We start from the raw sequence: 25,860 nt of genomic DNA, 5'->3' as shown, positions 1-25,860 counted from the left end.
CGAAATGATTTGTTATATTTCCTGTAATGTAAAAGTTATGCCTAAAAGTAGTTGCCATAAGTTTATCAAAATATTCCCTCAATAATTATTTATAATTGTTAAATTGACACCCTCAAACCTAAGTTAAAAATATGAATAGACTTCAAACGCCGGATTACGCGGTATTCCTGATTTACTTTTTAATTGTAGCCTTGTATGGTTGGTGGGTTTACCAACGCAAAAAAACGGCTGTTTCTTCTTCTAAAGATTATTTTTTGGCCGAAGGTTCTTTAACCTGGTGGGCGATCGGTTCTTCGTTAATTGCTTCCAATATTTCTGCCGAACAATTTATCGGCATGAGTGGTTCCGGCTTCAAAATGGGCCTGGCCATTTCCTCTTACGAATTTATGGCTGCCTTAACGCTCGTTATTGTCGCCGTGTTTTTTATCCCGGTTTACCTCAAAAATAAAATTTTTACCATGCCGCAGTTCCTGCACCAGCGGTACAACGGCACGGTGGCCATGATCATGGCTATCTTCTGGTTGTTGCTGTATATTGTGGTAAATTTAATGTCGATATTATATCTTGGTGCGCTGGCTATCAGCGGAATATCCGGCTTTAATGTGGTTTTATGTATCATACTGCTAGCTGTATTTTCTATCGTCATTGCTTTGGGCGGAATGAAGGTAATAGGTTATACCGATGTAATCCAGGTTTTCTTTTTGATACTTGGCGGGTTGGTTGCTTCTTATATCGCTTTAAATTTAGTAAGTGAGAAAGCTGGTACAACAGGTTTAGTTAACGGATTAAAGTTGTTAACCAGCGAAGCCGGTGATCACTTCCATATGATCTTTAAACGCGATAACCCTAATTATATGGATTTGCCCGGACTGAGTGTTTTACTGGGCGGCTTGTGGATTACCAACTTAAACTATTGGGGCTGTAACCAGTACATTACGCAACGTGCTTTGGGCGCCGACTTAAAAACAGCCCGCGGCGGTTTGCTTTTTGCCGCTTTCCTTAAAATTTTAATGCCCGTGATCGTGGTAATCCCCGGGATTGCGGCCTATGTGTTGTACCAAAAAGGCATGTTTCATACAGAAATGCTGACTTCAACCGGCGCTACCGATGTGAACAAAGCCTATCCGGCCATTCTAAATTTGTTGCCTGTTGGGATGAAAGGTTTAGCTTTTGCTGCCTTAACTGCAGCTATCGTTGCTTCATTAGCTGGTAAAGCAAACAGTATTGCCACTATTTTTACCTTGGATATTTATAAAAAAGTGATCCGCCCAAATGCAAGCGAAGGCAACTTGGTTTTATTGGGGAAATTTGCGGTAGTGGTGGCCATGGTTTTAGGCGTGATCTTATCCTTATTAATCGGTAATAATTTAATGGGCGAAGGCAAACAAGGTTTCCAATACATCCAGGAATATACAGGTTTTGTATCGCCGGGTATTTTTGCGATGTTTTTGCTGGGTTTCTTCTGGCGGAAAACCACTTCCAACGCTGCTTTATTTGCTACGATTGGCGGTTTTGCCTTGTCTGTACTGTTCAAATTCCTGCCGCAGTTTGCTGATTTGCATTTCTTGGCTTCAACCGGTTTTTCCAAAGATAACGGACAAGGCATTTACGAAATCCCTTTTTTAGACCGCATGGGTTTTGTGTTTATCATTTGCATCATTGGCATGTACATCATCAGCATGATCGAAAACAGCAAAGGCTTACGCGTAAACGCTTTGGAAGTAGATACCAAAATGTTCCGTGTTACGCCTGCTTTTACGGCCGGAAGTTTAATTATCTGCGGGATTTTGGTTGCTATTTATTCTGTGTTCTGGTAGCAGATACTTCTTTTATCGGCATAAATTTTAAGCCTCCTGATTTGTTTCAGGAGGCTTTTTTGTTTCACATAATTTATACCGATAAAAGAAGTATCAACTCAAACTACCAACTGAATCTTTTACCGCAATAATCTATCTTTGGCTTTTCTAATATTATTCCGATGGATTACAACCTCCTCCAAACCAAACCCTTTTTTATTGTTGGCCCATGCGTAATGGAAAACCGCGAACTGCTGTTTTTAGTGGCAGAAAAACTGGTTGCTATCCGCGAAAAATTAGGTGTAACCATCATTTTTAAATCGTCTTTTGATAAAGCCAACCGCACGTCTATCAAATCTTACCGCGGGCCGGGAATAGAAAAAGGGATGGAAATGTTGCAGGCCGTAAAAGCAGAATTTGGTTTGCCGATTACCACCGATATCCATGAACCTTTTCAGGCTAAAATTGCTGCCGAAGTGGTGGATGTTTTGCAAATTCCCGCTTTCCTTTGTCGCCAAACCGATCTTTTGGTTGCTGCTGCTGAAACCGGTAAAATTGTGAACATCAAAAAAGCACAGTTTCTGTCAGGTCAGGATATGTTTTATCCGGCACAAAAAGTAGCGGAAGCGGGCAATAACCAGATCATTTTAACCGAACGTGGCAACTCTTTTGGCTATAATAATTTGGTGGTTGATTTTAGGAATTTGGACGATATGAAAGCTTTTGGCCATCCGGTTTGTATGGATTGCACGCATTCTGTTCAACGGCCGGGTGGTGCAGGAGGCAAAACCGGCGGCGACCGCAAGTTTGTTCCTTCCATGGCGCGGGCGGCAAAAGCATTTGGTGCAAACGGGTATTTTATGGAAGCGCATCCCGATCCGGACCATGCTTTAAGCGACGGGCCAAATATGCTTTATTTAAACGATGTGGAAAGCTTAATCAGGGAGTTGGCCGATGCAGAATAGCAGGTTAGCAGTTGCCCGGCGCGTTTTTCAAACCGAAATCGAATCGTTGCAACAAGTTATTAGTCAATTAGATGGAGCTTTTGACCAGGCTGTAGAACTGATTTTAAATTCAAAAGGAAAAGTTATCGTTTCCGGAATCGGCAAATCCGGTTTGATCGGAAAAAAAATGGTCGCCACACTTTCCAGCACCGGCACGCCGGCTTATTTTTTGCATCCGAGTGAAGCTTTTCACGGCGATTTGGGCATCATCAGCCAACACGATATTTTAATTTTGATCTCTTTTTCGGGCGAAACAGATGAAGTGCTTAAAATTATCCCTTTCCTCAAATGGCATCAAAATAAAATTATCGGTATTACCGGCAACCCAAATTCTACTTTAGCCAAAAATGCCGATTGCTGTTTAAAGTTGATGATTACGCAGGAAGCTTGTCCGCTTTTGCTTGCGCCAACTTCTTCTACCACAGCTATGTTGGTTTTGGGCGATGCTTTGGCGATTGCTTTGATGGAAGCACGCAACTTTTTACAGGAAGATTTTGCCCGTTTTCATCCCGGCGGAAGTTTAGGCCGGAAATTGGTAACGCGCGTAAAAGATTTCATGCGGACGGATAATTTGCCGTTCATCAAATCCGATGCTTCTTTTACCGACCTAATTTTATTGATGTCGGCCGGACGTTTGGGTTTGGTCATTATCGGTAACAAAGAAAAAGCAGAAGGCATTTTAACCGACGGCGATTTGCGGCGCGGCCTGCTGCGTTTTCCGGATACATCAACCTTAAAAATCTCTGATATTTTCAACCCAAACCCCATTATTATTGCCGAAGATGAGTTTATCAGCGAAGCAGAAAACCTGATGATCGAAAAAAAAATCGCCACGATTTTGGTTGGCGATGCTGAAAAATGTATGGTAAAAGGAGTATATCAAATCTACAATTCCTAATTTTTTCTTCGGATACTGTTTTTACCACATAATTTTTTGCGTCCCTAAATTAATATATTTGCCCAATCTGTCTAAATCAATGCCCGAAACTGACTCTACAAAACTCGATTCCATTTACCAAAAACCAGCTCAAATTAAAATTGCAGTTATCGGTTTGGGTTACGTCGGTTTGCCGTTGGCGGTAGAATTTGCAGCGAAACATGAGGTGGTTGGTTTTGATGTAAACGCCAAACGAATACAAGGTTTGCTGACTGGTTTTGATCGCACACGCGAAGTGGAAGCGGAACGTTTGCAAGCGGTTTTATCTCCCAATGGAAAACTTTTTTGTACTCCGGAAGCAGAGCATCTAACAGATTGTAATGTTTTTATTGTTGCCGTGCCAACGCCGACTGATAAACATAATCGGCCTGATTTAAGGCTGATAAAAGAAGCATCGGTTTTGGTTGGCAAAGCTTTAAAAAAAGGTGATCTGGTAATTTATGAATCCACCGTTTATCCCGGCGTTACTGAAGATGAATGTGTTCCGGTTTTGGAAGCAACTTCGGATTTAACGTTTAATCAGGATTTTTTTGCAGGATATTCTCCTGAGAGAATTAATCCCGGCGATAAAGAACATATGCTGGTTAACATTAAAAAAATAACTTCCGGTTCTACACCCGAAGCTGCTGCTTTTGTTAACGAATTATATCAATCTATCGTAACTGCCGGAACGCATTTGGCGCCAAGCATCCGCGTTGCCGAAGCTGCAAAAGTGATTGAAAATTCGCAGCGCGACATCAATATTGCTTTTGTAAACGAATTGGCCAAAATTTTTAATTTAATGGGCATTGATACCGGCGAAGTTTTGGAAGCGGCCAGCACCAAATGGAACTTTTTGAGGTTTAAACCGGGTTTGGTTGGCGGACATTGTACCGGCATAGACCCCTATTATCTGGCACAAAAAGCGCAGGAAGTTGGTTATCACCCCGAAATTATTTTGGCAGGCCGCCGCTTAAACGACGGCATGGGCGCTTACATTGCTTTGGAAGTGATCAAGCTGATGGTGAAAAAAGATATTCCGGTAAAAAATGCCAAAGTTTTAATTTTGGGTTTTACTTTTAAAGAGAATTGCCCCGATGTTCGGAACACACGTGTGATTGATATTGTGAAAGTTTTTAATGAGTTTGAAACCGAATTAACGGTTTTTGATCCTTGGGCCGATCCGGAAGAAGTGAAGCAGGAATATGGTTTTGCAACGTTGAATCAATCCGAACAATTGAAAAATAATTATGATGCAATTGTTTTGGCCGTGGCCCATCAGGATTTTCAATCGTTGGATTTGAACAAGCTGAAAAACCAGCAGCGCGCTATTATTTATGATATAAAAGGAGCATTGGAAGCGGGCGTTGCAGATGGCCGGCTTTAATACTGAAACAAGTTCGGCATGACGACATCTGTGTTTTTTCTGAAACCTTTTACTGCTAAATTTCATACAACAAAGCTGATACTTATCGAATGAAAAAATTATTGGTAACCGGTTCTTCCGGCTTAATTGGTTCCGAAGTTTGCCTCCATTTTGCAGATTTGGGTTGGGAAATCCATGGCATTGATAACAACCAACGCGCTGTTTTTTTTGGCGCCAATGGCGATACGCGCTGGAACGAAAGCCGCTTGAGAAGCAAGATCAGCAATTTTCACCACCACGAATTGGATATCCGTAACCGAAACGGCGTGATTGATCTTATCCAAACCATTAAACCAGATGCCATTGTGCATACTGCCGCACAACCAAGTCATGACCGTGCCGCGGCCATCCCGTTTGATGATTTTGACACGAATGCCGTTGGCACTTTTAATTTGTTGGAGGCGACCAGAAGGTACAATACCGAAATTCCGTTCGTCCACATGTCCACCAATAAAGTTTATGGCGATGCGCCAAATGAAATCGAAATGACAGAACTGGAAAAGCGCTGGGATTATGCCGACGCGGATTTTGAACATGGCATTGCCGAGCATTTTCGCATAGACCAAACCAAACATTCGCTTTTTGGCGCTTCCAAGGTTTCGGCAGATATTTCGGTGCAGGAATACGGACGTTATTTTAACATGCCAACCGCTTGTTTGCGTGGTGGTTGCTTGACCGGGCCAAACCATACCGGAGTTGAGTTGCACGGCTTTTTAAGTTATCTCATCAAATGCAATTTGGAAGAAAAGCCTTATACCGTTTTTGGTTATAAGGGGAAACAGGTTCGGGACAACATCCATTCGTATGATGTGGCGCGTTTTATCGAAGAATTTATCAAAGCGCCGCGCATTGCCGAAGTGTATAATTTAGGCGGCGGAAAAGATAATACTTGTTCTATTTTAGAAGCTTTCGATATGATTTCTGAAATCAGCGGAAAGCAAATGCAATATACTTACAGTGACACGAACCGCATCGGCGATCATATTTGTTATTACAGCGATTTGCGGAAGATGAAGTCCCATTATCCAAACTGGCAAATCACCAAATCCTTACAAACCGTTTTTGAAGAGATTTATCAATCCTGGATCGTCCGGAACGAAAAGTAATTGCAATGCTTCTTTTATCAACAAAAAAATTGGTTGTGCGTTAACTGTTTACTAAACAAAATCAAAATGAAAAAGACCTTTTTAAAAACAGCAACTGTAATGCTGGTTGCCTTAATTTTCTCCGCTTGTTCCACTTTGAAAAAGGACCCGAATGCTATTTCGCGTGGCAATATTTCGGGTAATTGGGGAATCAGTGCGGTTACTTTAGAAGGGTTGCTGCCGGGTGCCGTTCAGTCTGTTTTCAATACTGCGCCTTATAAATGCTTTGAAAACAGCAACTGGAAACTGACCAACAGCGGGAGCGGTTCGTTCATGATCAACAATACGCAAAACGGCTGTCAAGTTGGTTTTACGCAAAATATTTTCTGGTCGTTTGCCAATGGTGCCAATGGGCCGGAGTTTCAATTTAAAATGTTGTTTGATAAAGACAAGCCAAAAAATGTGGAAGATGGTTACCGTTTGCTGATTACTGCCATGACGGCCAACACCATGACGTTAAAATCTCCTGTGCAATACGGCGGGAAAACAGGTTACGTAGTTTATAATTTTGTGAAACAGTAAGAAAAACTTCTTTTATTCAATTACGCGATACTGTTTTTATCGGCATAAAAACAGTATCGCTTTTTTGTTTAAAACTGCACATTAACCCCCGCAAACCAATTGCGCAAAGGCGCAGCATTATAAAACCTATTTCCAACAGCGTTCAAATCGTTGCCCAAACTGTAATGCTGGTTCAATATATTATCAATGCCGGTATATAAATTCAAACTTGTTTTTTGGCTGAGGTTTTTGTTCCAGCCGGTTTTTAATTGCACTAAATGATAAGCATTAGCAAAAGCAGTATTTTCATCATTTAAAGGAAGTTTAGAAGTGTAGTTATATTGCGCGAAGAAATAGATTTTGACAGGAAAATTAATAGTTAGCTGACTTACCGAAACTACATTTGGTACGCCTGTTAGCTTATTTCCCGAATAATTATTTGTTGCATTAAAATAATCCCGAAAGCGGAACTTGCTCAAAGCCAAACTATTGCTCAGTTCCAAACTTCTGAAAAAATCAGTTCCGTTTGGTTGGATAAACTGATAGCTTGTCCTTGCTTCCAAACCAAGCTGGTTGGTTCCGCCAGCATTTAAATAATATTCCGTTCCGTCATCGTTTAAACGGCGGACGATGGCATTGTTTAAGCGGTAATAAAACACGGAAGCATCCAAATTAAAACGCGTGTTTTGGTTTTGTCTGCGGAAACCGATCTCGTAATTCCAACCTTTTTCGGCCTGCAAACTGTTGTTGATGATGTTGCTGGTTGGCCTCACCTCGGCGGTAGAAGGTGTAGAATAACCGCGGCTAACGGTTGCGCGCCAGGCAAAACTATTGCTGACCTGGTACGATAAAGCCAGCCGCGGCATCAGCACAGGTTTAAATTTATTGTTGCCTGCGGTAGAACCAACATCCGTAAAATCATACTGGTAATTGTTCAAACTCAATGCTGCTTCGGCATGGATTTTTTTGAGAAGCGTAGCTGCAAAGCGCGAAAAATAAAAAGACTGTTTGGTGAGGATATTACTGGCCGCCTGCAAATTGCCGCGCGTCCCTTTATTGTTGTCGTAATTGTTGATGTTGGATCGGGTTTGCTGCAGTTCTGTGCCGAGGTTAAATTTCCAGTCAAAATTCTCTTTTGGTTTGCCGCTTAGTTCAAAATAAGTCCGTAAACCAACCGTGTTTTCCAACCGAACTTCCTCATTTGTAATATAAGGGTTATCAAAATTGGTGTGCATCCCATAAACTGAAACTACATGTTTTAAATTGGGCAGATAAAAAGCCTCGTTAGAAATTCCGCCAAAAACAGTTTTATTATAAACGGCTGCATGTTGTTCTATCACGCCCGGAATTGTTGCCGTTGCCGGCCGTGCCGCTTCCGGTTTTTGCAGAAATTGGGCAAGCGTTAAGCCGCCGGGCGTTTGATAATCCAGATCCGAATAAAGCAACAAAGCTTTCAATTGTCCTTTTGCCGAATAAGCAAAGTTATCAGCAGCCTGGATAAATTTCCGGGTCAACGCGCTGTTTTGCCGGTAACCATCCGAATGCTGCCAGCTTTGGCTGAGGTTGAGCTGGTTATTTTTCGATGCTTCTTTTAGCACTATATTTTCGCGATAGCTGTTGTAAGATCCGGCATCAAAACCAACGGAAGCCGTACTTTGCTGCTGGCGCGCGCCAAAAGGGTCAATCAAAACCACACCGCCGGAATTTGCGCCATACAAACTGCCGTCAGGCCCGCGCAAAACCGTGATGTTTTGGATGGCATTTAAATCGAGCAAATTGAGATAGGTATTTCCGCCGGCATCAGTCAGCGAAAATTCATCCATATAAACCTTAACGTTTCTAATGCCAAAAGGCGAACGCAGCAAACTGCCGCGGATAGACAAGCGGTAACTTCCCGGCGAACGTTCTTCCATCCGAACACCAGGAATGGTATTCATCGCCGTGACTAAAGAAAAGCTGGACTGCATTTGTAATTGCTGCGCGTTTAGCGTTCCAACGGCTGCCGGAACGGTTAACAGTGGTTGTTGCGAAAGGTAAGCTTTGATGGTTACTTCGTGCAAGTTTTTGGAAGTATCGGTTTGTGCCGAAGCCGAACCCGCAAATAGCAAAGTGAGGATAAAAAAGATAAAATTTTTATACATAGAATTATCAAAAGGAAATTGCCGGACTGGTTTTGCTGTTAAAAAGGTACGGCTGGAGTTGTGGCAAATGCAGGCAATACTTCTTTTACAACCTAATTTTAAGCAAATAGTTAAAGATTATTTTATTTAAATCAAAAACTTTAAAAAGAGGTTAGTAGAAGCAAAACGATCAGCTTAAACTAAATGGAAATTTTTAAGTGTACACATTGCGAACAAATCTTATATTTTGAAAACATTAGTTGTGTGCAATGTAATTATCCGTTGGGGTTTGATGCGGAGGATTTAAAGCTTTATCCTTTAGTTATCATCAGCACCGGTATTTACAGCATCTACGATAAAACCGGCCAAACCTACCGTTATTGCTTAAACCACCAGTTTGGCGTTTGCAACTGGCTGGTTAAAAACGACAGTCCAAATCCGTATTGTGAGGCTTGTGATTTAAACAGCACCATTCCAAACTTGAGCAAGCCTGAAGCCGCGCGGCAATGGCTGCTCATCGAAAATGCCAAACACCGCTTAGTTTACAGTTTATTAAAGATGAAACTGCCTTTGATAAGCAAAAATACAGACGCGGAAAAAGGCTTGACTTTTGATTTTCTGGCCGATTTAAAAGGACAACCGCGCATTTTAACCGGGCACGATAATGGTTTGATTACTTTAAATATTGTGGAAGCCGATGACGTGGAACGCGAAAAATCGCGTAAAGCCATGAAAGAACCTTACCGCACTTTGATTGGCCATTTTCGGCATGAGGTTGGCCACTATTATTGGGACAGGCTGATTGACAATTCCGTTTATTTAGAAGAGTTTAGAAATTTGTTTGGCGATGACCGGGAAGATTACGGCCAAGCTTTGCAAAAACACTACGACCAGAGCGCACCTGCTGATTGGAACAACCGTTTCATCAGTTCTTACGCCAGTTCGCACGCTTGGGAAGACTGGGCCGAAACCTGGGCGCATTATTTGCATATTATGGATACACTGCAAACCGGTTATGCTTTTGGTTTAAGTGTGCATCCGCAAATCGCAAAATCGGAAGACCATTTGGATGTGGACGTAAAGCAGGAACCTTATGAAACACCTAATTTTAACGACATTATTGCTGCCTGGCTGCCCATGAGTTTTGCCATGAACAGCATCAACCGCAGCATGGGGCATATTGATCTTTATCCTTTTGTGATTACACCCGCCGTAATGGAGAAGCTGGGCTTTATCCACAAAATTTGTTATGCGGGCAAGGTTGGATGATTTTATAGGGGTAAAAGAAGTATTGTTGTTTTCGATTTATAGCATCTAATTCTTTAGGTTTTAACTTGCAATAAATGTATATTCGTTTAACCTGTTAAACTTAACAATAAGCCTTTCTTTGTAAAAACTGTAGAGTTATAAAAGGCATAAAGTAATGTGTGGACTGCATCTGTTTTTGTAAAATTTTTATTAATTGTTTGTCATGAAAGCAATTCCAACTTTAATCATATTATCATTGATGATTTCTTTGTTGTCATGTAAGAGAAGTGCAACAGTTACAATTGTTGGCATGGTGGATAGTGCCAACGGGACTTTGGTGAGGGTAACAAACAATAATTATACAGAGGTTTATGATTCGACTGTTGTAAAAGACAACAAGTTTATACTACATGGAACTGTTCCTAAAAACGGCTTTTATATATTAGATTTTAATTGCAAGTTTCCAGTACCAATAAATCATTTGATAGGGTGGATGCATCCTTGCCCAATTTATATTGAAAACAATGCAAATTATATGTTTGCTGCAAATGGGCCATCAACTTTGTTACACAATAGATACAAATTGCAATCTGCTTCTTATAACCAAACAAAACTAAACGAGTACAATAATTTATATCAACTGATAAGAGATTCTTTAATTTATAAAAAGAAACTGTATTTAAACCTGGCCGACAAAGCCCTATCAAGCAACAAAATTCATCTTTATAATGCATATAGCGATACGATAATTATGATGGACAATAAAATTTCTCTTTCCTACCGTACAGCCATCCAGCAATTTATTAAAGCTAACCCCAAAACCGTTGTTACCCCTTATTTGATCGCCAAGCTTTCTGATCTGTTTGAGAATTACGCCTTATATAAAAACGTACTAGACAAACTAAGCCCGGAAGTAAAAAGGTCAAAAGAGTACGATGAGGCAGACGGACTGTTACAATCAGTCAAAAATATTTATGTAGGAGCGCAAGTCCCTGCTGTTTCTGGGAAAGATGTAAACGGCAACCCTTTAAACATTGATTACAAGAAGAACAAAATAACTTTGATTGATTTTTGGGCATCCTATTGCGGCCCATGCCGGGAGCAGGTGCCGGAGCTTAAACAGTTGTACAACCAATACAAAGCATCAGGCCTTGAAATTGTATCTGTCTCTATTGACGAGGACCCAAAAAAGTGGCAGCATGCATCAAAAATTGACCAGTTGCCCTGGTATAACATCTGTGAACTGAAGGAACAGGAGGACTCGAAAAATATCCTCAACTTTGTTATAAAAAGTATCCCGTCAAATTATTTAGTAAACAGCGAGGGCAGGTTTATTGGCAGGGATGTAAGCATTGATAGTATCAAAAAAATTATGGGATTGAATAGAACAAGATTAAAAAAATCTTAGAATTTTTATAGGATAAAAGAAGCATTACAATTCTACACCAAAACCTTTTCCCTAACCTCCTCCGAGATTTCCCGCGTAACCCGAATAATATCTTCCGCAACCTGCGTGTTGTTTACCACAATTTTATGGCAAACTGGTTTGTATGGAAGTAAAAATTCTTTATAAGCCGGCAAAACGTGGTTGGTCCATTTGTAGCGAACATCCTCTTCCGAGTAGCCGCGTTCCAGCAAGTCGCGTTTTAAGCGGCGGTGCAAAGCCACTTCTTCTTCGGTATCAATAAAAATTTTAAGGTCCAGCATTTTTGTCATTTCTTTAAAATGCAGGATAAACAAACCTTCAATAATGATGACTGGCGCCGGTTTAATTTCCAGCATTTTTGGCACAGCCGTCGGATTGTTAAACGTGTATTCCTTTTTGTAAACCGTTTCGTGGTTCAGCAGCTTTTGTGCATCGGCAATAAAAGCGGCTTCATCAATCGTGCTTGGCAAATCAAAGTTGTACAGTTTATTTTCTTCAGCCGTCATTCCCTCGGCAACCGGAATATAATAATCGTCCTGCGAGATCAGGCACACTTCTTCCCTCGAAAAATGGGCTAAAAAGCAGTTCAAAAAAAAAGTTTTACCAGATCCGCTGCCGCCGGCAATGCCAATTACATAAGGCTTATTTTTCATTACGGATTCGGACTGCCGTAGCTTAAATTGACGTAGAAGCGTTTATCAATGGCGCCTAAAGATTCGGCCACATCTTTCGTCATCACCACAATGGCATCTTTATTGGTTTCGTTTTCGGTGAAACTGCCCACCACTTTAGCAAAAGTAGTACGGTTGGTATTTGGGTTGGTGATTTTGATGATCGTACCAACCGGGGCCGTGCGGTGCAGCACATACTTCTTTTTAGGGTCTAAATTTGGGTCGTTGATCCAAACGGCTGTTCCTTTTTCATTTTTCTCCGTTAAACCGTAACGGTTATTGGGCAAACGACGATTGCTCCCGGAACTGTCTGATCCGATAACTCGTGTCGAATCCCTTTTCATCGTATTATCTTTTACTACCGTGGCCGAAGTTTCTGCCGGTGTTGTGTTGATTACAGGCGGCGCAGTTACAGCCGGTTTTGGTTCTTCCCGTTTAATTTGCAGCATCTGGCCGGCATTCAAATTGTTGCTTTTTAAATTGTTCCAGGCAATAATATCATCTACCTTAACCTGAAAACGTTTGGAAATGGCGTAAAGCGTTTCTCCCTGGGAAACCTTGTATTGCGTGTATTCTGGGTTTGCCGAAGCGGATGTATTGCTGGTTGTTATATTTGCTGCTGCGTTTTGTGCCGATTTTATGTTCGGTTGATTTGCTGGCGATACTGTTTTTACCGATGTAAAATTGGAGTTGAAAGGACGGTCAGTCGGCACTTTGATAATCGCACCAATCTGCATTTTAGCGTTGTTGTTATAATCCATCACTTCTTTCGGCCTCACGTTGTAGCGGCGTGCGATAGAATAATAATTGTCTTTCGGGTCTAATTTATGCAAAATAACCATCTTGCCGTTCTGGTTTTCCACACCTACAGAATCTGTTAATGTGCGTGCAAAAAGCGGACTGCAAAAGCTTGACAAAAGAAGTACAACGGCTAAATTTTTAATCTTTATCATTTTTAAATTCCTATTGTTCAAGATTTAATACTTTCAAAACGGTTTTATTTTTCAGGTAAACCAAATAATTTTTAATCATTACAAACGCTTCCGGCTGCAATTTTTGTATCTGTTCGTTCAATAAATCCTGGTAGATAATTGCTTCGTTTTCAACTACAAAAAGCTGCTGCAAAAGCTCACCGTGATTTTGCGTGTGCAAAGATATAATTAAGTACGTATTGTAGTTAAAACAGCTAATCCCACCGGTTATTGTTCCGGTAATCAAGGCAGACAGATTTTGTGGCAGTAAAAGAAGCATCTGCGGGATTTGGATCGGCTGCACATCGTCCGCCAAATCATCCAAATTAATACCGGTTTTTAAATTTCCGGTCTGTTCATCCATTAAAACCAAACGCTTGGATTGAAAACGCTGATCGGCGGCAAGCAAACCTTTTTCGGTAAAAGTTTCGAGCGATAAATTATAGTTTGCCCAAAGTTGTTTTCCAGTTGTCCCGTCCAAAGCTATAATTGCTTTATGTTCCGGCGTTTGATCGGATAAATAGCCATGTAAAAACAGTATGCCTTTGCGGCCGCCGCTCAAACCAACCAGCCATTTTTCTTCGGGAACCAATTCCAAAAAATTCAGTTTTCCGGTTTTTAAGTTGAGGGAAGAAAAGCCTGCCGAATGTTCTTTTTCGTTTCGGATTTCGATGTAGATCAGGTCGTTTTCGGTATCAGTTTCTAATTTCCAAATCAAACCTACAAAAGGCTGATTGATAATTGTGGTGAGTTGTTTTGCCATTGGTTTGCAAAGTAGAAGATAAAATTCGGGTTGCCTCTTTTTAAAACAATAGCTTGAGGACTAATGTTGAAGCTAAAAATATTAAACCATGGAAGCAGAAGCAATAAGCCTGGAAGAAAAAAAAGTGAGGCCGGTAGTAGATCATTTAAACGATTTGCTGGCGAATTACCATATCCACTATCAAAAAATAAGGGGCTGCCATTGGAATGTAAAAGGGCACAATTTTTTTACACTACATGTGAAGTTTGAAGAGTTGTACACTACGGCCTTAACCACTATTGATGAGCTGGCAGAGCGTATTTTAACTTTAGGCAAACCACCGTACAGCACTTTCAACGATTACATTACCAAATCCCAAATTAAAGAAATCAATACAATCGGATTAAACCCGGATGCGATGGTAAAAGCTTTGGTTGACGATATGGCAATTTTGATTGAATTGGAACGCGCAATTTTGGATATTACCGATAGCGCGGAAGACCAGGGAACCAACGATATGGTGAACGGTTTTATGCAATACAAAGAGAAAAACACCTGGATGCTGCGTTCGTTTTTAAACCAGGATTAGGAGCTGTGAATTAGGAGCGGGGAGCGGGATAGCGTTGCATTTGCTGATACCTCAAACCTGACAATACTTCTTTTAGCACATAAAAAACCTCGTCTGCAAATAGGCGAGGTTTTTTGTTTTTGACTGGCACCTCGTTTCTCACTCGCTCACCACCGCGCCGCCTTTATACAGTTGTTTTTGATATTTCAAGGAAGGCGATTTGATGAATTTGCCTAAACCTAAGCGCGGCCACATTTCGTCAACTTTTTCGATTACTTCTGTTGTGTTGGCCAGGATGTTTGGCCAGTCGCGTTCAAAACCGTCCAGTTCTTTGGTTTTTCGTGTGCCATCAAAACCGATATGAGAAAGGCTTTGTCCGTTCTTGGCTTTTACCACAAAAGCATCACGTTTTGGATCAATGTTATTGGCAAAACGCCAAACCGCATCGGCCGTATCTGTAATATCAATGGTATGATCTAAGTAAATAACCACTTTAACTTCGTCCAGCAAACCTTGTTTAAACAGGTTTTGGTTGAGGTTTTCAATTTGATTAAGTTCTGTTTTTTCAACAGCAATAAAGATCAAAGAAATACCCATTTCCAACAACGAATCATTGATGGCGGTGATTGCCGGGTTTTGGATTTTAACCGCTTCTTTGTTTAAGGTTGATGCTTCTTTTACCGGTACTTTTTCATTGTTCGTTCTTAATTCTTCGGGAAGTTTTTGCGTAGCATCAATCCCCATTTTTCCGCCAAAAGCAGCTTTAGAGCAGGAATGGTCCAGCACATCCATTGGCCCGGAAGTAAAAACAAAATCTTGCTGGGGGTCAACATTTTCAGAAATGTACTTCGCAACTTCAGCATTGTTTTGAATATCCACATCACCATCCACCACCACAATCATTTTGGTAAACATCATTTGGCCGGCGCCCCAAAGCGAATTCATCACTTTCATGGCTTGTCCGGGATAATCTTTTTTGATTTTTACGATTGCCAAATTATGGAAAACGCCTTCCATCGGTAACACCATATCTACAATTTCCGGCACCATTGTCATTTTTATCGGGGCGAGAAAAATACGTTCGGTTGCTTTGCCAATCCAGGCATCTTCCTGCGGCGGAATACCCACAATCGTTGCCGGATAAACTGCATTTTTTCGATGCGTAATTGCCGTGATGTGAAAACGAGGATACCAATCGGCTAAGGAATAATAACCGGTATGATCGCCAAACGGGCCTTCCCAAATGTAATCTTCTTCCGGATCTACATATCCTTCGATGATAAAATCAGCATCAGCAGGAACTTGTACATCCTGCGTTAAACATTGAACCAACTCTACTTTTTTCTTTCGAAGAAAACCGGCCAGCATATATTCGTCAATGCCATCGGGCAGGGGAGCAGTTGCGGCATAAGTATAAACCGGATCGCCGCCTAAAGCAACGGCAACCGGCATTTTTTGTCCTAATTTTTTATATTCCTGAAAATGTCGCGCCGAAACTTTGTGTTTGTGCCAGTGCATGCCGGTCAGTTTTGGTTCGAAAACCTGCATCCGGTACATGCCCACATTTCGGATTCCGGTTAAAGGATCTTTGGTGTGGATAACGGGAAGTGTAACAAACGGGCCACCATCTTCGGGCCAACAGGTTAAAACCGGCAGTTTGGTGATATCGGGGTTTTGCACCACCACTTCCTGACAAGCGCCTTTGCCGGAAACGGTTTTTGGCATCCAGGAAGAAATTTGCCCTAACTTCGGCAGCATTTTCAGCTTATCTAAAATACTGTCTTTCGGGCCAGTTAGGGTTTTAAACAAACCTTCAATTTCTTTGGAAATATCATCCATCGAATCAACGCCCAAAGCCATGCACATGCGTTTGTAATTTCCCATAGAATTGATGAGAACAGGAAAATCATAACCCGTATTTTCAAACAGCAAAGCCGGGCCGTATTGTTTAGAAACACGGTCGGTAATTTCTGTGATCTCTAATTTAGGATCAACTTTTTCCTTGATGCGTACCAATTCTCCGGCTTTTTCAAGCGTTTCAATAAAGTGTTGCAGGTTTTTGTAAGCCATAATTTTTTTCGTTCTGCTAAGGTCTTGTTAATTGCTGATACTTCTTTTATGGCATAAAAAAAGGCCACTGTTTTTTACAGCGGCCTTACATTATGTTTAGAAGTTTTGTTTTTAAAAACGCATTCCTAAAGTCAGGAAAGCATTGTTATAAGTGTTCTTTAAGTTTGCAGCCGGACTAACGGATGTAGAATATATCGGATCAAACTGGTAAGGATAAATTGTTGTGTTTCGTGTGATGTATTGATAGGTAGCATCAACATAATACTTGCCAAAACGGTAACCTAAACCGGCACTGGTTGTTTTTATCGGGCTGCCGATACCCACCTGCGGGTTTCCCTGATAGTTAAAGCCACCCCGTATAAAGAAATCTTCCAGTTTTGCCTCAGCACCAACACGTGCGTTTACAGTTGATTTGTAAAGGGTAGAAAGATCTGTATTGTCCTGGCTGTTGTCATAATCGCCGCTGCTTAAATGCATCCCTTTATAGTCTACATATTCCACATCGCCAGAGATAAAACCGTATTTTCCAACAAACACCGCTACACCGCCACTAACTTTCATAGGTGTACGCAGGTTGTAAGTAACATCATAATCGCCGGGGTTTGTGCTATTGGATAGCACCCCACTTTGTGCGTATTGAGTTTGTAAGCCTTCTAAATAACTATCATTAACCGTCATCCAGGTTGGCGAAGTATAAGTGGCACCGATCCGAACTGCTTCAATCGGTTTGTAAATAAAACCTACCTTAGCATTAAACCCGGTACCAGTAGTTATCTGGTCTTGAAAAAATTGGGAAGCATAACCAGCAGAAACAGGTGTGTTAGAGTTATTAGGCAATATGGAAGCCGTACCAGTTTCATTAAATGTGCTTGTTCTGTTAAACCTCAAATCGGTTATGCCAATACCAAAACCTAAGTATAACTTATTACTGTAATTGGCACCCCCTGATAAACTAATTTCGGACTGGCCGCCACTGGTAACAATATTTTGCGCCTGACTATTGTTTGCAGAAGTTACGTTAGAATAGTAACCCGCGGGTGTATTAGTACCAGCACTATAAAAAGCAATTTGTTGTTGGTTTGCAGCAAAAGATTGTAAAGTACCATTCGATAAACCAAGTTTATTACCAGGATCATCAATGTTTGCTAATTGCGCATAATAATCAGAGATAGAACCATTTGGGTTTCTACCAGCGTAATAAGTATTCTGATAAAAATTATTAGTGCGGTTATAAGAAGCACCCAGGTTAAAACTTAACCAGCCTTTAGTTTTATCACGGCCGCGAGGCGTGCTTAAACGGTTGTAAAATACAACAGATGCGTTGTTTAAGTTAACCTGATTTTTACTGCTGCTATTGTTTTGGCCGAAATAGTTAGAATTAACTTTAGAACCATCATATTCTGGTGTTACACTCAGTTCTGATTTGGTAAAAAAACCAAGACCGGCCGGATTGCCACTTATCGAACTTAAATCTCCGCCAACTGCGGTAGAAGCACCGCCAATGGCTTTGATACGTGCCGTGGCACCAGTTTGTGTTTGCGAAAAGCGAAAAGCATCGCCGCTGTATTGGGCATAGGAAACCTGAGAGGCCGCTACTATAGCGACCCCTGTTAAGGCATATTTTAAATTCATATTATTTTATAAGAGAAAGAAGAAAGCTTGAGTGTTTTTTATCCTCTGCCTGGGCGACCACCGCCACCGCCCATACGGCCGCCACCGCCACCAAAACCACCACCTCCGCCAAAAGAAGACGGGGCCGGAGTATTGTAAGTAGGGTTAGAACGTTGAGGGATTTCTTGCCTGGTTGGTCTTTGGCTATAACCACCGTTATTGTTATAAGTGTTTCCGCCTATTGAGTTTCTTCCGTTGATTACAGAAGAACCACGGTTCATGCCATTATAAACACCGTTATATCCGGCATTTGGGTTGCCATTGCCCCTGTTTGGCCTTCCGTTGCCACTAACTATGCCGTAAGCAGAATACAAACCTCCGTAGCCATAACCACCACCAATACCGTAACCATAACCACCACCATAAAAAGAGTATGGGGAATAAATAGAATATGGTGAGTAAAAAGAGTATGGGGAATAGAACGGCGAATACAAAGAACCTAACCCGTAACCCAAGCCTAAGCCCAAACCGGCACCATAGTAAGAGTTGTAAAAGCCATCATAAGCAAATGGCGAATAACTGCCGAAGCGGTTGATGCGCGAGGCATAATTGTCGTAATAACCGTCGTTGCGGTAAGAGCGGTCATTGCTGGCATATTCAACCTGATCGCCGGCTTTTGCTTTAGAAAAATACACATCATCGTTGTAATCTTTTTGCTGAGCAGCATATTTGGTAGTTGTACAAGCCCCCAATACAACTGCACTCATCATTACAATACCTTTTAAGATTCTCGTTTTCATTGTGTTAACATATTTAAGTGTAAAAGTTTTTAGTACTTATAAATTTATAAATTTGGATTCAATAAATATAATTTTTTCTCTGTCAAAATTCATTCCATTTTATGAGCAGAAGTATTATTAGTAAAGACGAAGATTATTCGCAATGGTTTAATGAATTAGTAATAAAATCTGATTTAGCCGAACATTCTGCCGTGCGTGGCTGCATGGTAATCAAACCTTACGGTTATTCTATCTGGGAAAAAATGCAGGCAGCTTTAGACCAGATGTTTAAAGACACTGGCCACAGCAATGCTTATTTCCCTTTGTTTATCCCGAAATCTTTTTTTTCCAAAGAGGCCAGCCACGTAGAAGGCTTTGCCAAAGAGTGTGCCGTAGTAACACATTACCGTCTTAAAAACGATGCAGATGGACAAATTGTCGTAGATGAAGATGCCAAGCTGGAAGAAGAACTGATCGTGCGTCCAACTTCGGAAACAATTATCTGGAACACGTACCGCGGCTGGATCCAATCTTACCGAGACCTGCCGCTGCTGATCAACCAATGGGCAAACGTAGTGCGCTGGGAAATGCGCACCCGCTTATTTTTACGGACCACCGAGTTTTTATGGCAGGAAGGACATACTGCACACGCAACAGCCGAAGAAGCCATTGCCGAAACCGAACAAATGCTAAACGTTTATGCTGATTTTGCCGAAAACTGGCTGGCTTTGCCGGTTATAAAAGGCCGGAAAACTGCCAACGAACGTTTTGCCGGTGCTTTGGATACTTTTTGTATCGAAGCTTTGATGCAGGACGGAAAAGCCTTGCAAGCCGGGACTTCGCATTTCCTCGGGCAAAATTTTGCCAAAGCTTTTGATGTGAAGTTTTCTGATAAAGAGAATAAGTTGGATTACGTTTGGGCAACTTCCTGGGGCGTTTCTACCCGTTTGATGGGCGCTTTGGTGATGGCACATTCGGACGATGCCGGTTTGGTTTTACCGCCAAAACTGGCGCCCATCCAAGTAGTTGTGGTGCCGATTTACAAGCACCAGGAAGAACTGGACAATATTTCGGCCTTTGTAAAAGAACTCACAAAAGAACTTCGTAAAAAAAGCATCAGCCTGAAATTTGATAACCGCGACACGCAACGGCCAGGCTTTAAATTTGCCGAATACGAACTGAAAGGCGTGCCTTTGCGCGTGGCCATCGGCAGCCGTGATATGCAAAACAGGACTGTAGAACTTGCCCGCCGCGATACCAAAACCAAAGAAACTGTTCCGCAGCAAGGTTTGGCCGAACGGATTGAAGCTTTGCTGGAAGAAATCCAACAAAACATTTACCAAAAAGCTTTAAAATTCCGTGATGAAAACATTACTTTGGTAGATACTTATGAAGAATTTAAACGCTTGCTGGACGAAAAAGGCGGTTTCCTCTCGGCCCATTGGGATGGTACCAGCGAGACCGAACAACGCATCAAAGAAGAAACCAAAGCCACCATCCGTTGCATCCCGCTAAACAACCCGCAGGAAGAAGGCCGGTGTATCCTTACCGGAAAACCTTCTGTACAACGTGTTTTGTTTGCCAGGGCATATTAAACCGGTTGCAGGTTGCCAGTTGTGCGTTCATGCTGCTTTTACCGCTATAAATTTGGAGAACCTGTTTAAAATTATAGCGTAAAGGTTTACAATGCTTCTTTTATGCCGGTAATTTTTGGCTCGGATGTTTTTATTGGTGCAAAAAGCATGGTAGGCCAACAATTTTTAGGTGCTAAAAGAAGCATTGAAAATAATTGAACTAAATTTAAACAAGCTCTGAATTATTATTTAATTTTATAAAATTTAAATTAAACAGTTTATAACCACAATTAGCAGCAATACTTCTTTTATAAGGCAAAAGTTAATGTTGCCATAATCAAATAGGTTGTTGACCAGCAAAGCAACTTACAACCTAACAACCCAAAAACACGAACGAACTAATGAGATTCGCTACAAAAGCCATACACGCAGGCCAGAAACCTGACCCGACAACCGGTGCCGTCATGACGCCGATTTATCAAACTTCCACTTACTGGCAAAAATCTCCCGGCGAACACCAAGGCTACGAGTATTCGCGCGGCACAAACCCAACCCGTACAGCTTTAGAAGATTGTTTGGCCGCACTCGAAAACGGCAGATATGGTTTAGCTTTCTCCAGCGGTATGGGCGCTACGGATGCCGTGATGAAACTGCTTCGCCCCGGCGACGAAGTGATCAGCGGAAACGATCTGTACGGCGGTTCTTACCGCATGTTTACCCAACTGTATGCCCATTACGGTATTAAGTTTCATTTTGTTGATTTTACCGATCCTGAAAACATCGTCCCTTTTATTAACGAAAACACGAAGCAAATTTGGTTGGAAACACCAAGCAACCCAACCTTACAGGTTTTTGATATTGAAGCCGTGGCAAAAATAGCCAAAGCACACCAACTGCTTTTTACGGTAGACAGTACCTTTGCTTCGCCCTATTTGCAAAACCCTTTGAACCTGGGTGCCGATATCGTGATGCACTCGGTTACCAAATATTTGGGCGGCCACTCGGATGTGATAATGGGCGCCTTGATCATGAACGACGAGAAGCTGTACAAAGACCTGTTTTTTATCTATAATGCAACCGGCGCAACACCTGGCCCACAAGATTGCTTTTTGGTGCTTCGCGGAATCAAAACCCTGCATTTACGCATGCGCGCACATTGCGACAACACACGCACCGTTGCAGCTTATTTGATGTACCATCCCAAAATCGAAAAACTTTACTGGCCTGGCCTTTATGACAACGCAAATTACCTGGTTGCCAAAAAGCAGATGCGCGATTTTGGCGGCATGATTTCTTTTGCCATAAAAGGGGCATCGCTGGAAGAAACGATGCGCGTGGCTTCCGCTTTTAAACTTTTTACTTTGGCCGAATCCCTGGGCGGCGTAGAATCATTGGTCAACCATCCGGTAACGATGACGCACGCTTCCATCCCAAAAGCCGAACGCGACAAAGCCGGCGTAACCGATAACCTACTGCGTTTAAGCGTCGGGATTGAAGATATAGAAGATTTGCTTGCAGATTTGAAACAGGCGTTGGGTTAGGTTTGAGGGAAGAGGTATCAGGTTTTAGGCAAGAAGGTTTGTTTCCTTTCTCGCTGTGGCAACTTAATTTTATTTTAAACAAGCCTTGATACCTGATACCTCAAACCTAATATCCTTATTAAAGGCGCATGCTCAACAACCTCAAGCTTTTCCTCGATGCTAAAGTAAACCAATACAACCGCCCGGAGTTTATCGAGAACGATCCGATTGTGATACCGCATCAATTTATCCGAAAGCAGGACATTGAAATTATTGGGTTTTTTGCCGCCATTTTAGCTTGGGGGCAACGCAAAACGATCATCAACAAATGCCGGGAACTGATCGTTCGGATGGACAACGCGCCTTTTGATTTTATCAAAAACCACCAGGAAACCGATTTAAAAGCCTTGTTGGGTTTTAAGCACCGTACCTTCAACGATACCGACCTGTTGTATTTCGTGTCTTTTTTCCGGCAGCATTATCAGCAATATGAATCTTTGGAAGATGCTTTCCTGCCTTCCGTTACCGTGGCCAGAGAACAGCCTGTTTTTAGGGAAGACTTTATGGACGAAAACACAAATGCTTCTTTTACCTTGCAAAATTCATCCTCCGTTTGTTATGTGCATCATCTGGTTTGGCCTGAGAGCAATATTGAAACAATGCTGAACCATTTCCGTAGCTACTTTTTTTCGCTGCCCGATTTTCCGCACCGCAGCAAAAAGCATGTTTCTTCTCCGCAGCAAAAATCTACCTGCAAACGCTTAAACATGTTTTTGCGCTGGATGGTTCGGAAAGATAATTGCGGTGTTGATTTTGGGATTTGGACAAGGATCAAACCCGCCGATCTGATTTGCCCCTGCGATTTGCATGTGGACCGTGTTGCCCGCAAACTCAAACTTATTGCCCGAAAACAAAACGACTGGCAAACGGCCGTAGAACTGACCGAACGGTTGCGGGAATTTGATCCGCAAGACCCGGTTAAGTATGATTTTGCTTTGTTTGGGTTGGGCATTGAAGAGAAGTTTTGATTTGTAAGTTTTAAACTATCTTTAGCCAACCAATTTTTACCCCATGAAAAAAAGTTTTTTTGTTTCGGCGTTCCTGGTTTTCGCTGCTGTTGCTGCCTTTAAATTTACCGCTGCTGCGCAGGATGTCCCGGTTATCAACCACATTACGGTTTATGTGGTTGATTTAAAAAAGAGCAGCGATTTTTATAAAAACGCGATGCTGTTTAAAGAAATCCCCGAACCTTTTCATGATGGAAGGCATGTTTGGCTGCGGATGGGCCCACATGCACAACTGCATGTTGTGCAAGGCGCAAAAGCGGTAACCGAACACGATATTAATGTCCACATGGCTTTCACCGTTCCTAATTTGCAAAAGTTTACGGCGCATTTAGACCAACTGCACGTAAAATACGGCAACTGGAAAGGCGACAGCAAAGAGCCCCAATTGCGGCCGGACGGTGTTAAACAAATTTACTTTCAAGACCCAGACAATAACTGGATTGAGGTAAACGACGATAAGTTTTAGCAGAAGTCGGGAAAGTCTGGAAGTTGGGAAGACCGAAAGATGAAAAACAGGCGGTAAAAGAAGCATCAAAATCAAACCATGCTTCTTTTACCGGTGTTTTTTAGGTGAACGCTTGCTAGGTAGGCGCTTTGCCGCGTGAGGGATTGCAGCGGAAAGCCCGGAGCGAGGCACGAGCGAGGACTTGGAGCGGAAAGCCCGACCCGTAGGGGCACGCCCAAATTTTTCAGAAGGAGCGGGGACCGGGAAAAAGAGCGAAGAGCAAGTGGCGAAAAATGGGATCGGTGCCGCTCTCTAATCTTCGCTTCCATATCAAATAGCACTAATTTTAGGTTGATAAAAGAAGCATTCACATAAAAACCAGTTAATTTAAAGTGATGGTCGAACTAAACGCAACTTTACAACAGTTTGCAGAAAAAGGCGAAAAAACGGGCTGGACTTACTTAGATATTCCTGCAACAATTGCCCACGAAATCAAACCCAATAACAAATTAAGCTTTCGGGTAAAAGGGTTTTTAGACGGCGCGGCAATCAACGGAATTGCTTTGCTGCCGATGGGCGAAGGCGAATTTATTTTGCCGGTAAAAGCAGCATTGCGCAAAGTTTTAGGCAAACAAAAAGGCGCGATGGTGAAAATGCAATTGGAATTGGACACTGCTTTTAAAATAACAATGCCCGAAGATTTGACCGCCTGTTTTGCCGACGAACCGGAAGCGTTGCAGAATTTTAACCGCTTGCCCAAATCGCACCAGCATTATTATTTTAAGTGGATAAACGAAGCAAAAACAGAAGCCACGCGCGTTAAACGGATTGCAGCAACTTTAAATGCCAGCAGTAAAGGTTTGGGTTATGGGGAAATGATGCGGGAGATGAAGGCTTGGTGGTGAGATTTTCAAAAAATTTAGGTTGTTTTTTGGCTAAAGCCTTTACCTGCGTGCTTGGTTCACGGCCTAAAGGCCGTGGCAATTGAAACAAAAACAGCTTAAATTACAGAAAAAGCAGCAGTAGAATAAAGCAGGTCAATTGCCACGGCCTTTAGGGCGTGGACTTGTAATTTGAGTATTGGCTTTAGCCAAAACCTAAATTTCTTCACTTCAATTTCCGCACAAACCGCATCCCGCAAACCAAATTGCGCATACTGTTTTTACCGGTATAAAATTGGTGTTTACAGTTACGTTTGCTTCCGTTTTGTAATCTTAGCTGATTCTAAAATCCTTAAACCAAATCATTTCGCGAAATTTGTAGGAATGATAAACGATTCCATCCCAACACAAAACCAAACAGAAGATACCATTGTAGCTTTGGCTACGGCAAACGGCGTTGGTGCTATTGCCGTCATCCGGCTTTCCGGCCCGCAAGCTATCCAAATTGCAAATGCTGTTTTTAGGGGTAAAAATTTGTTGAAGCAGACTTCGCATACGCTTCATTTTGGTTCAATTGTAGATGGCGATGTGGTTTTGGACGAAGTGGTGGTTTCGCTTTTTATCGCGCCAAAATCGTACACCAAAGAAAACGTGGTCGAAATTTCTTGTCATGGTTCGCCGTACATCATTCAATCCATCATCAAATTGTTGATGGCAAAAGGAGCACGCGCCGCCAAACCCGGCGAATTTACGTTGCGTGCTTTTTTAAACGGACAATTGGATCTTTCTCAGGCAGAAGCAGTGGCCGATCTGATTGCCTCGGATTCTAAAGCTTCGCACCAAATAGCGATGCAGCAACTGCGCGGCGGTTTTAGCAACCAGTTGCAGGTTTTGCGCGATCAGTTGATCCATTTTGCTTCGCTGATAGAACTTGAACTGGATTTTGCCGAAGAAGATGTGGAGTTTGCCAACCGCGATCAGCTTAAGACTTTGATCCTGGAAATCAACAAAGTTATTTTTGAGCTGATCCGTTCTTTTGAGTTGGGAAACGTGATCAAACAAGGCGTAAATACCGTGATTGCCGGAAGGCCAAACGCCGGGAAATCAACTTTATTAAATGCTTTGCTGAACGAAGACCGCGCGATTATCAGCGAAATTCCCGGAACAACGCGCGATACGATTGAAGAAATTTTAAACATCAACGGCGTTAATTTCCGTTTGATTGATACGGCCGGCATCCGCGAAGCAACCGATGCCATTGAAGCGATTGGCGTGCAAAAAACAATGGATAAAATAAGCACTTCGGCTTTGCTGGTTTATGTTTTTGATGTGAACGAATTATCCGAAGCCGAAATTAAAAGCGACATTGAAAGTTTGCA

Annotated in this window: 22 protein-coding genes; 15 read left to right on the top strand and 7 right to left on the bottom strand. The window is 42.0% G+C overall.

Features of this window, described 5'->3' with window-relative positions:
- Nucleotides 1-131 precede the first annotated feature (131 nt).
- The 6 genes from Q0192_RS09755 (at nt 132) to Q0192_RS09730 (ending at nt 6,809) form a co-directional block, all read left to right on the top strand.
- Complete coding sequence (locus tag Q0192_RS09755; protein ID WP_299289291.1) at nt 132-1,817, top strand: sodium/sugar symporter; 1,686 nt, start codon at nt 132-134, stop codon at nt 1,815-1,817.
- Nucleotides 1,818-1,978: 161 nt separating this feature from the next.
- Entirely contained in the window at nt 1,979-2,761 is a 783-nt protein-coding gene (gene kdsA / locus Q0192_RS09750; protein WP_299289290.1) for a 3-deoxy-8-phosphooctulonate synthase, read from the top strand.
- Nucleotides 2,751-3,698 carry a KpsF/GutQ family sugar-phosphate isomerase gene (locus tag Q0192_RS09745; RefSeq protein WP_299289289.1) on the top strand — a complete coding sequence of 316 codons (948 nt, stop codon included), beginning with the start codon at nt 2,751-2,753 and terminating at the stop codon, nt 3,696-3,698. Before kdsA ends, Q0192_RS09745 begins: the two co-directional genes overlap by 11 nt.
- A 79-nt stretch (nt 3,699-3,777) precedes the next feature.
- Complete coding sequence (locus tag Q0192_RS09740; RefSeq protein ID WP_299289288.1) at nt 3,778-5,103, top strand: nucleotide sugar dehydrogenase; 1,326 nt, start codon at nt 3,778-3,780, stop codon at nt 5,101-5,103.
- Nucleotides 5,104-5,192: 89 nt separating this feature from the next.
- The gene (locus Q0192_RS09735) at nt 5,193-6,248 is read left to right on the top strand and encodes an NAD-dependent epimerase/dehydratase family protein (RefSeq protein WP_299289287.1); all 1,056 of its coding nucleotides are present in this window, start codon (nt 5,193-5,195) and stop codon (nt 6,246-6,248) included.
- Nucleotides 6,249-6,314: 66 nt separating this feature from the next.
- Nucleotides 6,315-6,809 carry a hypothetical protein gene (locus Q0192_RS09730; protein ID WP_299289286.1) on the top strand — a complete coding sequence of 165 codons (495 nt, stop codon included), beginning with the start codon at nt 6,315-6,317 and terminating at the stop codon, nt 6,807-6,809.
- 68 nt (nt 6,810-6,877) lie between these two features.
- Here Q0192_RS09730 and Q0192_RS09725 read toward each other — a convergent pair whose 3' ends face one another.
- A complete protein-coding gene (locus Q0192_RS09725; RefSeq protein WP_299289285.1) occupies nt 6,878-8,929 on the bottom strand; it encodes a TonB-dependent receptor in 2,052 nt (683 codons plus the stop codon).
- Nucleotides 8,930-9,112: 183 nt separating this feature from the next.
- On the opposite strand from Q0192_RS09725, the gene Q0192_RS09720 reads away from it, so the two are divergent.
- Both Q0192_RS09720 and Q0192_RS09715 read left to right on the top strand, forming a co-directional pair.
- Nucleotides 9,113-10,177, top strand: coding sequence for a putative zinc-binding metallopeptidase (locus Q0192_RS09720; protein ID WP_299289284.1), 1,065 nt, complete (start codon nt 9,113-9,115; stop codon nt 10,175-10,177).
- A 202-nt stretch (nt 10,178-10,379) separates the two neighbouring features.
- Nucleotides 10,380-11,564 carry a TlpA disulfide reductase family protein gene (locus tag Q0192_RS09715; RefSeq protein ID WP_299289283.1) on the top strand — a complete coding sequence of 395 codons (1,185 nt, stop codon included), beginning with the start codon at nt 10,380-10,382 and terminating at the stop codon, nt 11,562-11,564.
- A gap of 32 nt (nt 11,565-11,596) precedes the next feature.
- On the opposite strand, the gene Q0192_RS09710 is transcribed toward Q0192_RS09715, so the two are convergent.
- Genes Q0192_RS09710 through Q0192_RS09700 form a run of 3 tightly spaced genes read right to left on the bottom strand, consistent with a single transcriptional unit; the run spans nt 11,597 to nt 13,987 of the window.
- Nucleotides 11,597-12,235, bottom strand: a complete 639-nt coding sequence (locus tag Q0192_RS09710) for a uridine kinase (protein ID WP_299289282.1) — start codon at nt 12,233-12,235, stop codon at nt 11,597-11,599.
- Nucleotides 12,235-13,206 (bottom strand): LysM peptidoglycan-binding domain-containing protein, encoded by a 972-nt coding sequence (locus Q0192_RS09705; RefSeq protein WP_299289281.1) that lies wholly within the window; start codon nt 13,204-13,206, stop codon nt 12,235-12,237. The genes Q0192_RS09710 and Q0192_RS09705 overlap by 1 nt, the downstream gene beginning before the upstream one ends.
- Before the next feature lie 10 nt (nt 13,207-13,216).
- Nucleotides 13,217-13,987, bottom strand: a complete 771-nt coding sequence (locus tag Q0192_RS09700; protein ID WP_299289280.1) for a DUF4905 domain-containing protein — start codon at nt 13,985-13,987, stop codon at nt 13,217-13,219.
- Between the two features lie 88 nt (nt 13,988-14,075).
- On the opposite strand from Q0192_RS09700, the gene Q0192_RS09695 reads away from it, so the two are divergent.
- On the top strand, nt 14,076-14,555 hold the full coding sequence (locus Q0192_RS09695) for a DNA starvation/stationary phase protection protein (protein ID WP_299289279.1): 480 nt from the start codon (nt 14,076-14,078) through the stop codon (nt 14,553-14,555).
- Nucleotides 14,556-14,693: 138 nt separating this feature from the next.
- On the opposite strand, the gene Q0192_RS09690 is transcribed toward Q0192_RS09695, so the two are convergent.
- From Q0192_RS09690 to Q0192_RS09680, 3 genes are all read right to left on the bottom strand, one after another.
- The gene (locus tag Q0192_RS09690) at nt 14,694-16,604 is read right to left on the bottom strand and encodes a menaquinone biosynthesis decarboxylase (protein ID WP_299289278.1); all 1,911 of its coding nucleotides are present in this window, start codon (nt 16,602-16,604) and stop codon (nt 14,694-14,696) included.
- A gap of 111 nt (nt 16,605-16,715) precedes the next feature.
- Nucleotides 16,716-18,236, bottom strand: a complete 1,521-nt coding sequence (locus Q0192_RS09685) for a hypothetical protein (RefSeq protein WP_299289277.1) — start codon at nt 18,234-18,236, stop codon at nt 16,716-16,718.
- A 38-nt stretch (nt 18,237-18,274) separates the two neighbouring features.
- Nucleotides 18,275-19,015: a hypothetical protein gene (locus Q0192_RS09680; RefSeq protein ID WP_299289276.1), complete on the bottom strand. Its 741-nt coding sequence runs from the start codon at nt 19,013-19,015 to the stop codon at nt 18,275-18,277.
- A 101-nt stretch (nt 19,016-19,116) separates the two neighbouring features.
- On the opposite strand from Q0192_RS09680, the gene proS reads away from it, so the two are divergent.
- The 6 genes from proS to mnmE all read left to right on the top strand — a co-directional run.
- The gene (proS, locus tag Q0192_RS09675; RefSeq protein ID WP_299289275.1) at nt 19,117-20,589 is read left to right on the top strand and encodes a proline--tRNA ligase; all 1,473 of its coding nucleotides are present in this window, start codon (nt 19,117-19,119) and stop codon (nt 20,587-20,589) included.
- Nucleotides 20,590-20,969: 380 nt separating this feature from the next.
- Nucleotides 20,970-22,109 (top strand): PLP-dependent aspartate aminotransferase family protein, encoded by a 1,140-nt coding sequence (locus tag Q0192_RS09670; protein ID WP_299289274.1) that lies wholly within the window; start codon nt 20,970-20,972, stop codon nt 22,107-22,109.
- A 128-nt stretch (nt 22,110-22,237) separates the two neighbouring features.
- Nucleotides 22,238-23,116 carry a TIGR02757 family protein gene (locus Q0192_RS09665; protein WP_299289273.1) on the top strand — a complete coding sequence of 293 codons (879 nt, stop codon included), beginning with the start codon at nt 22,238-22,240 and terminating at the stop codon, nt 23,114-23,116.
- A 43-nt stretch (nt 23,117-23,159) separates the two neighbouring features.
- Nucleotides 23,160-23,621, top strand: coding sequence for a VOC family protein (locus Q0192_RS09660; protein ID WP_299289272.1), 462 nt, complete (start codon nt 23,160-23,162; stop codon nt 23,619-23,621).
- A gap of 374 nt (nt 23,622-23,995) precedes the next feature.
- Complete coding sequence (locus tag Q0192_RS09655) at nt 23,996-24,505, top strand: YdeI/OmpD-associated family protein (protein WP_299289271.1); 510 nt, start codon at nt 23,996-23,998, stop codon at nt 24,503-24,505.
- Nucleotides 24,506-24,865: 360 nt separating this feature from the next.
- Nucleotides 24,866-25,860, top strand: a 995-nt coding sequence (mnmE, locus tag Q0192_RS09650) for a tRNA uridine-5-carboxymethylaminomethyl(34) synthesis GTPase MnmE (RefSeq protein WP_299289270.1), incomplete at its 3' end; no start/stop codon positions are given.

This window comes from uncultured Mucilaginibacter sp. (genome assembly GCF_937859865.1).
Classification (GTDB): domain Bacteria; phylum Bacteroidota; class Bacteroidia; order Sphingobacteriales; family Sphingobacteriaceae; genus Mucilaginibacter_A.
The sequence above is the reverse complement of the archived record's forward strand: the minus strand, read 5'-3'. Positions and strand labels throughout refer to the sequence as shown.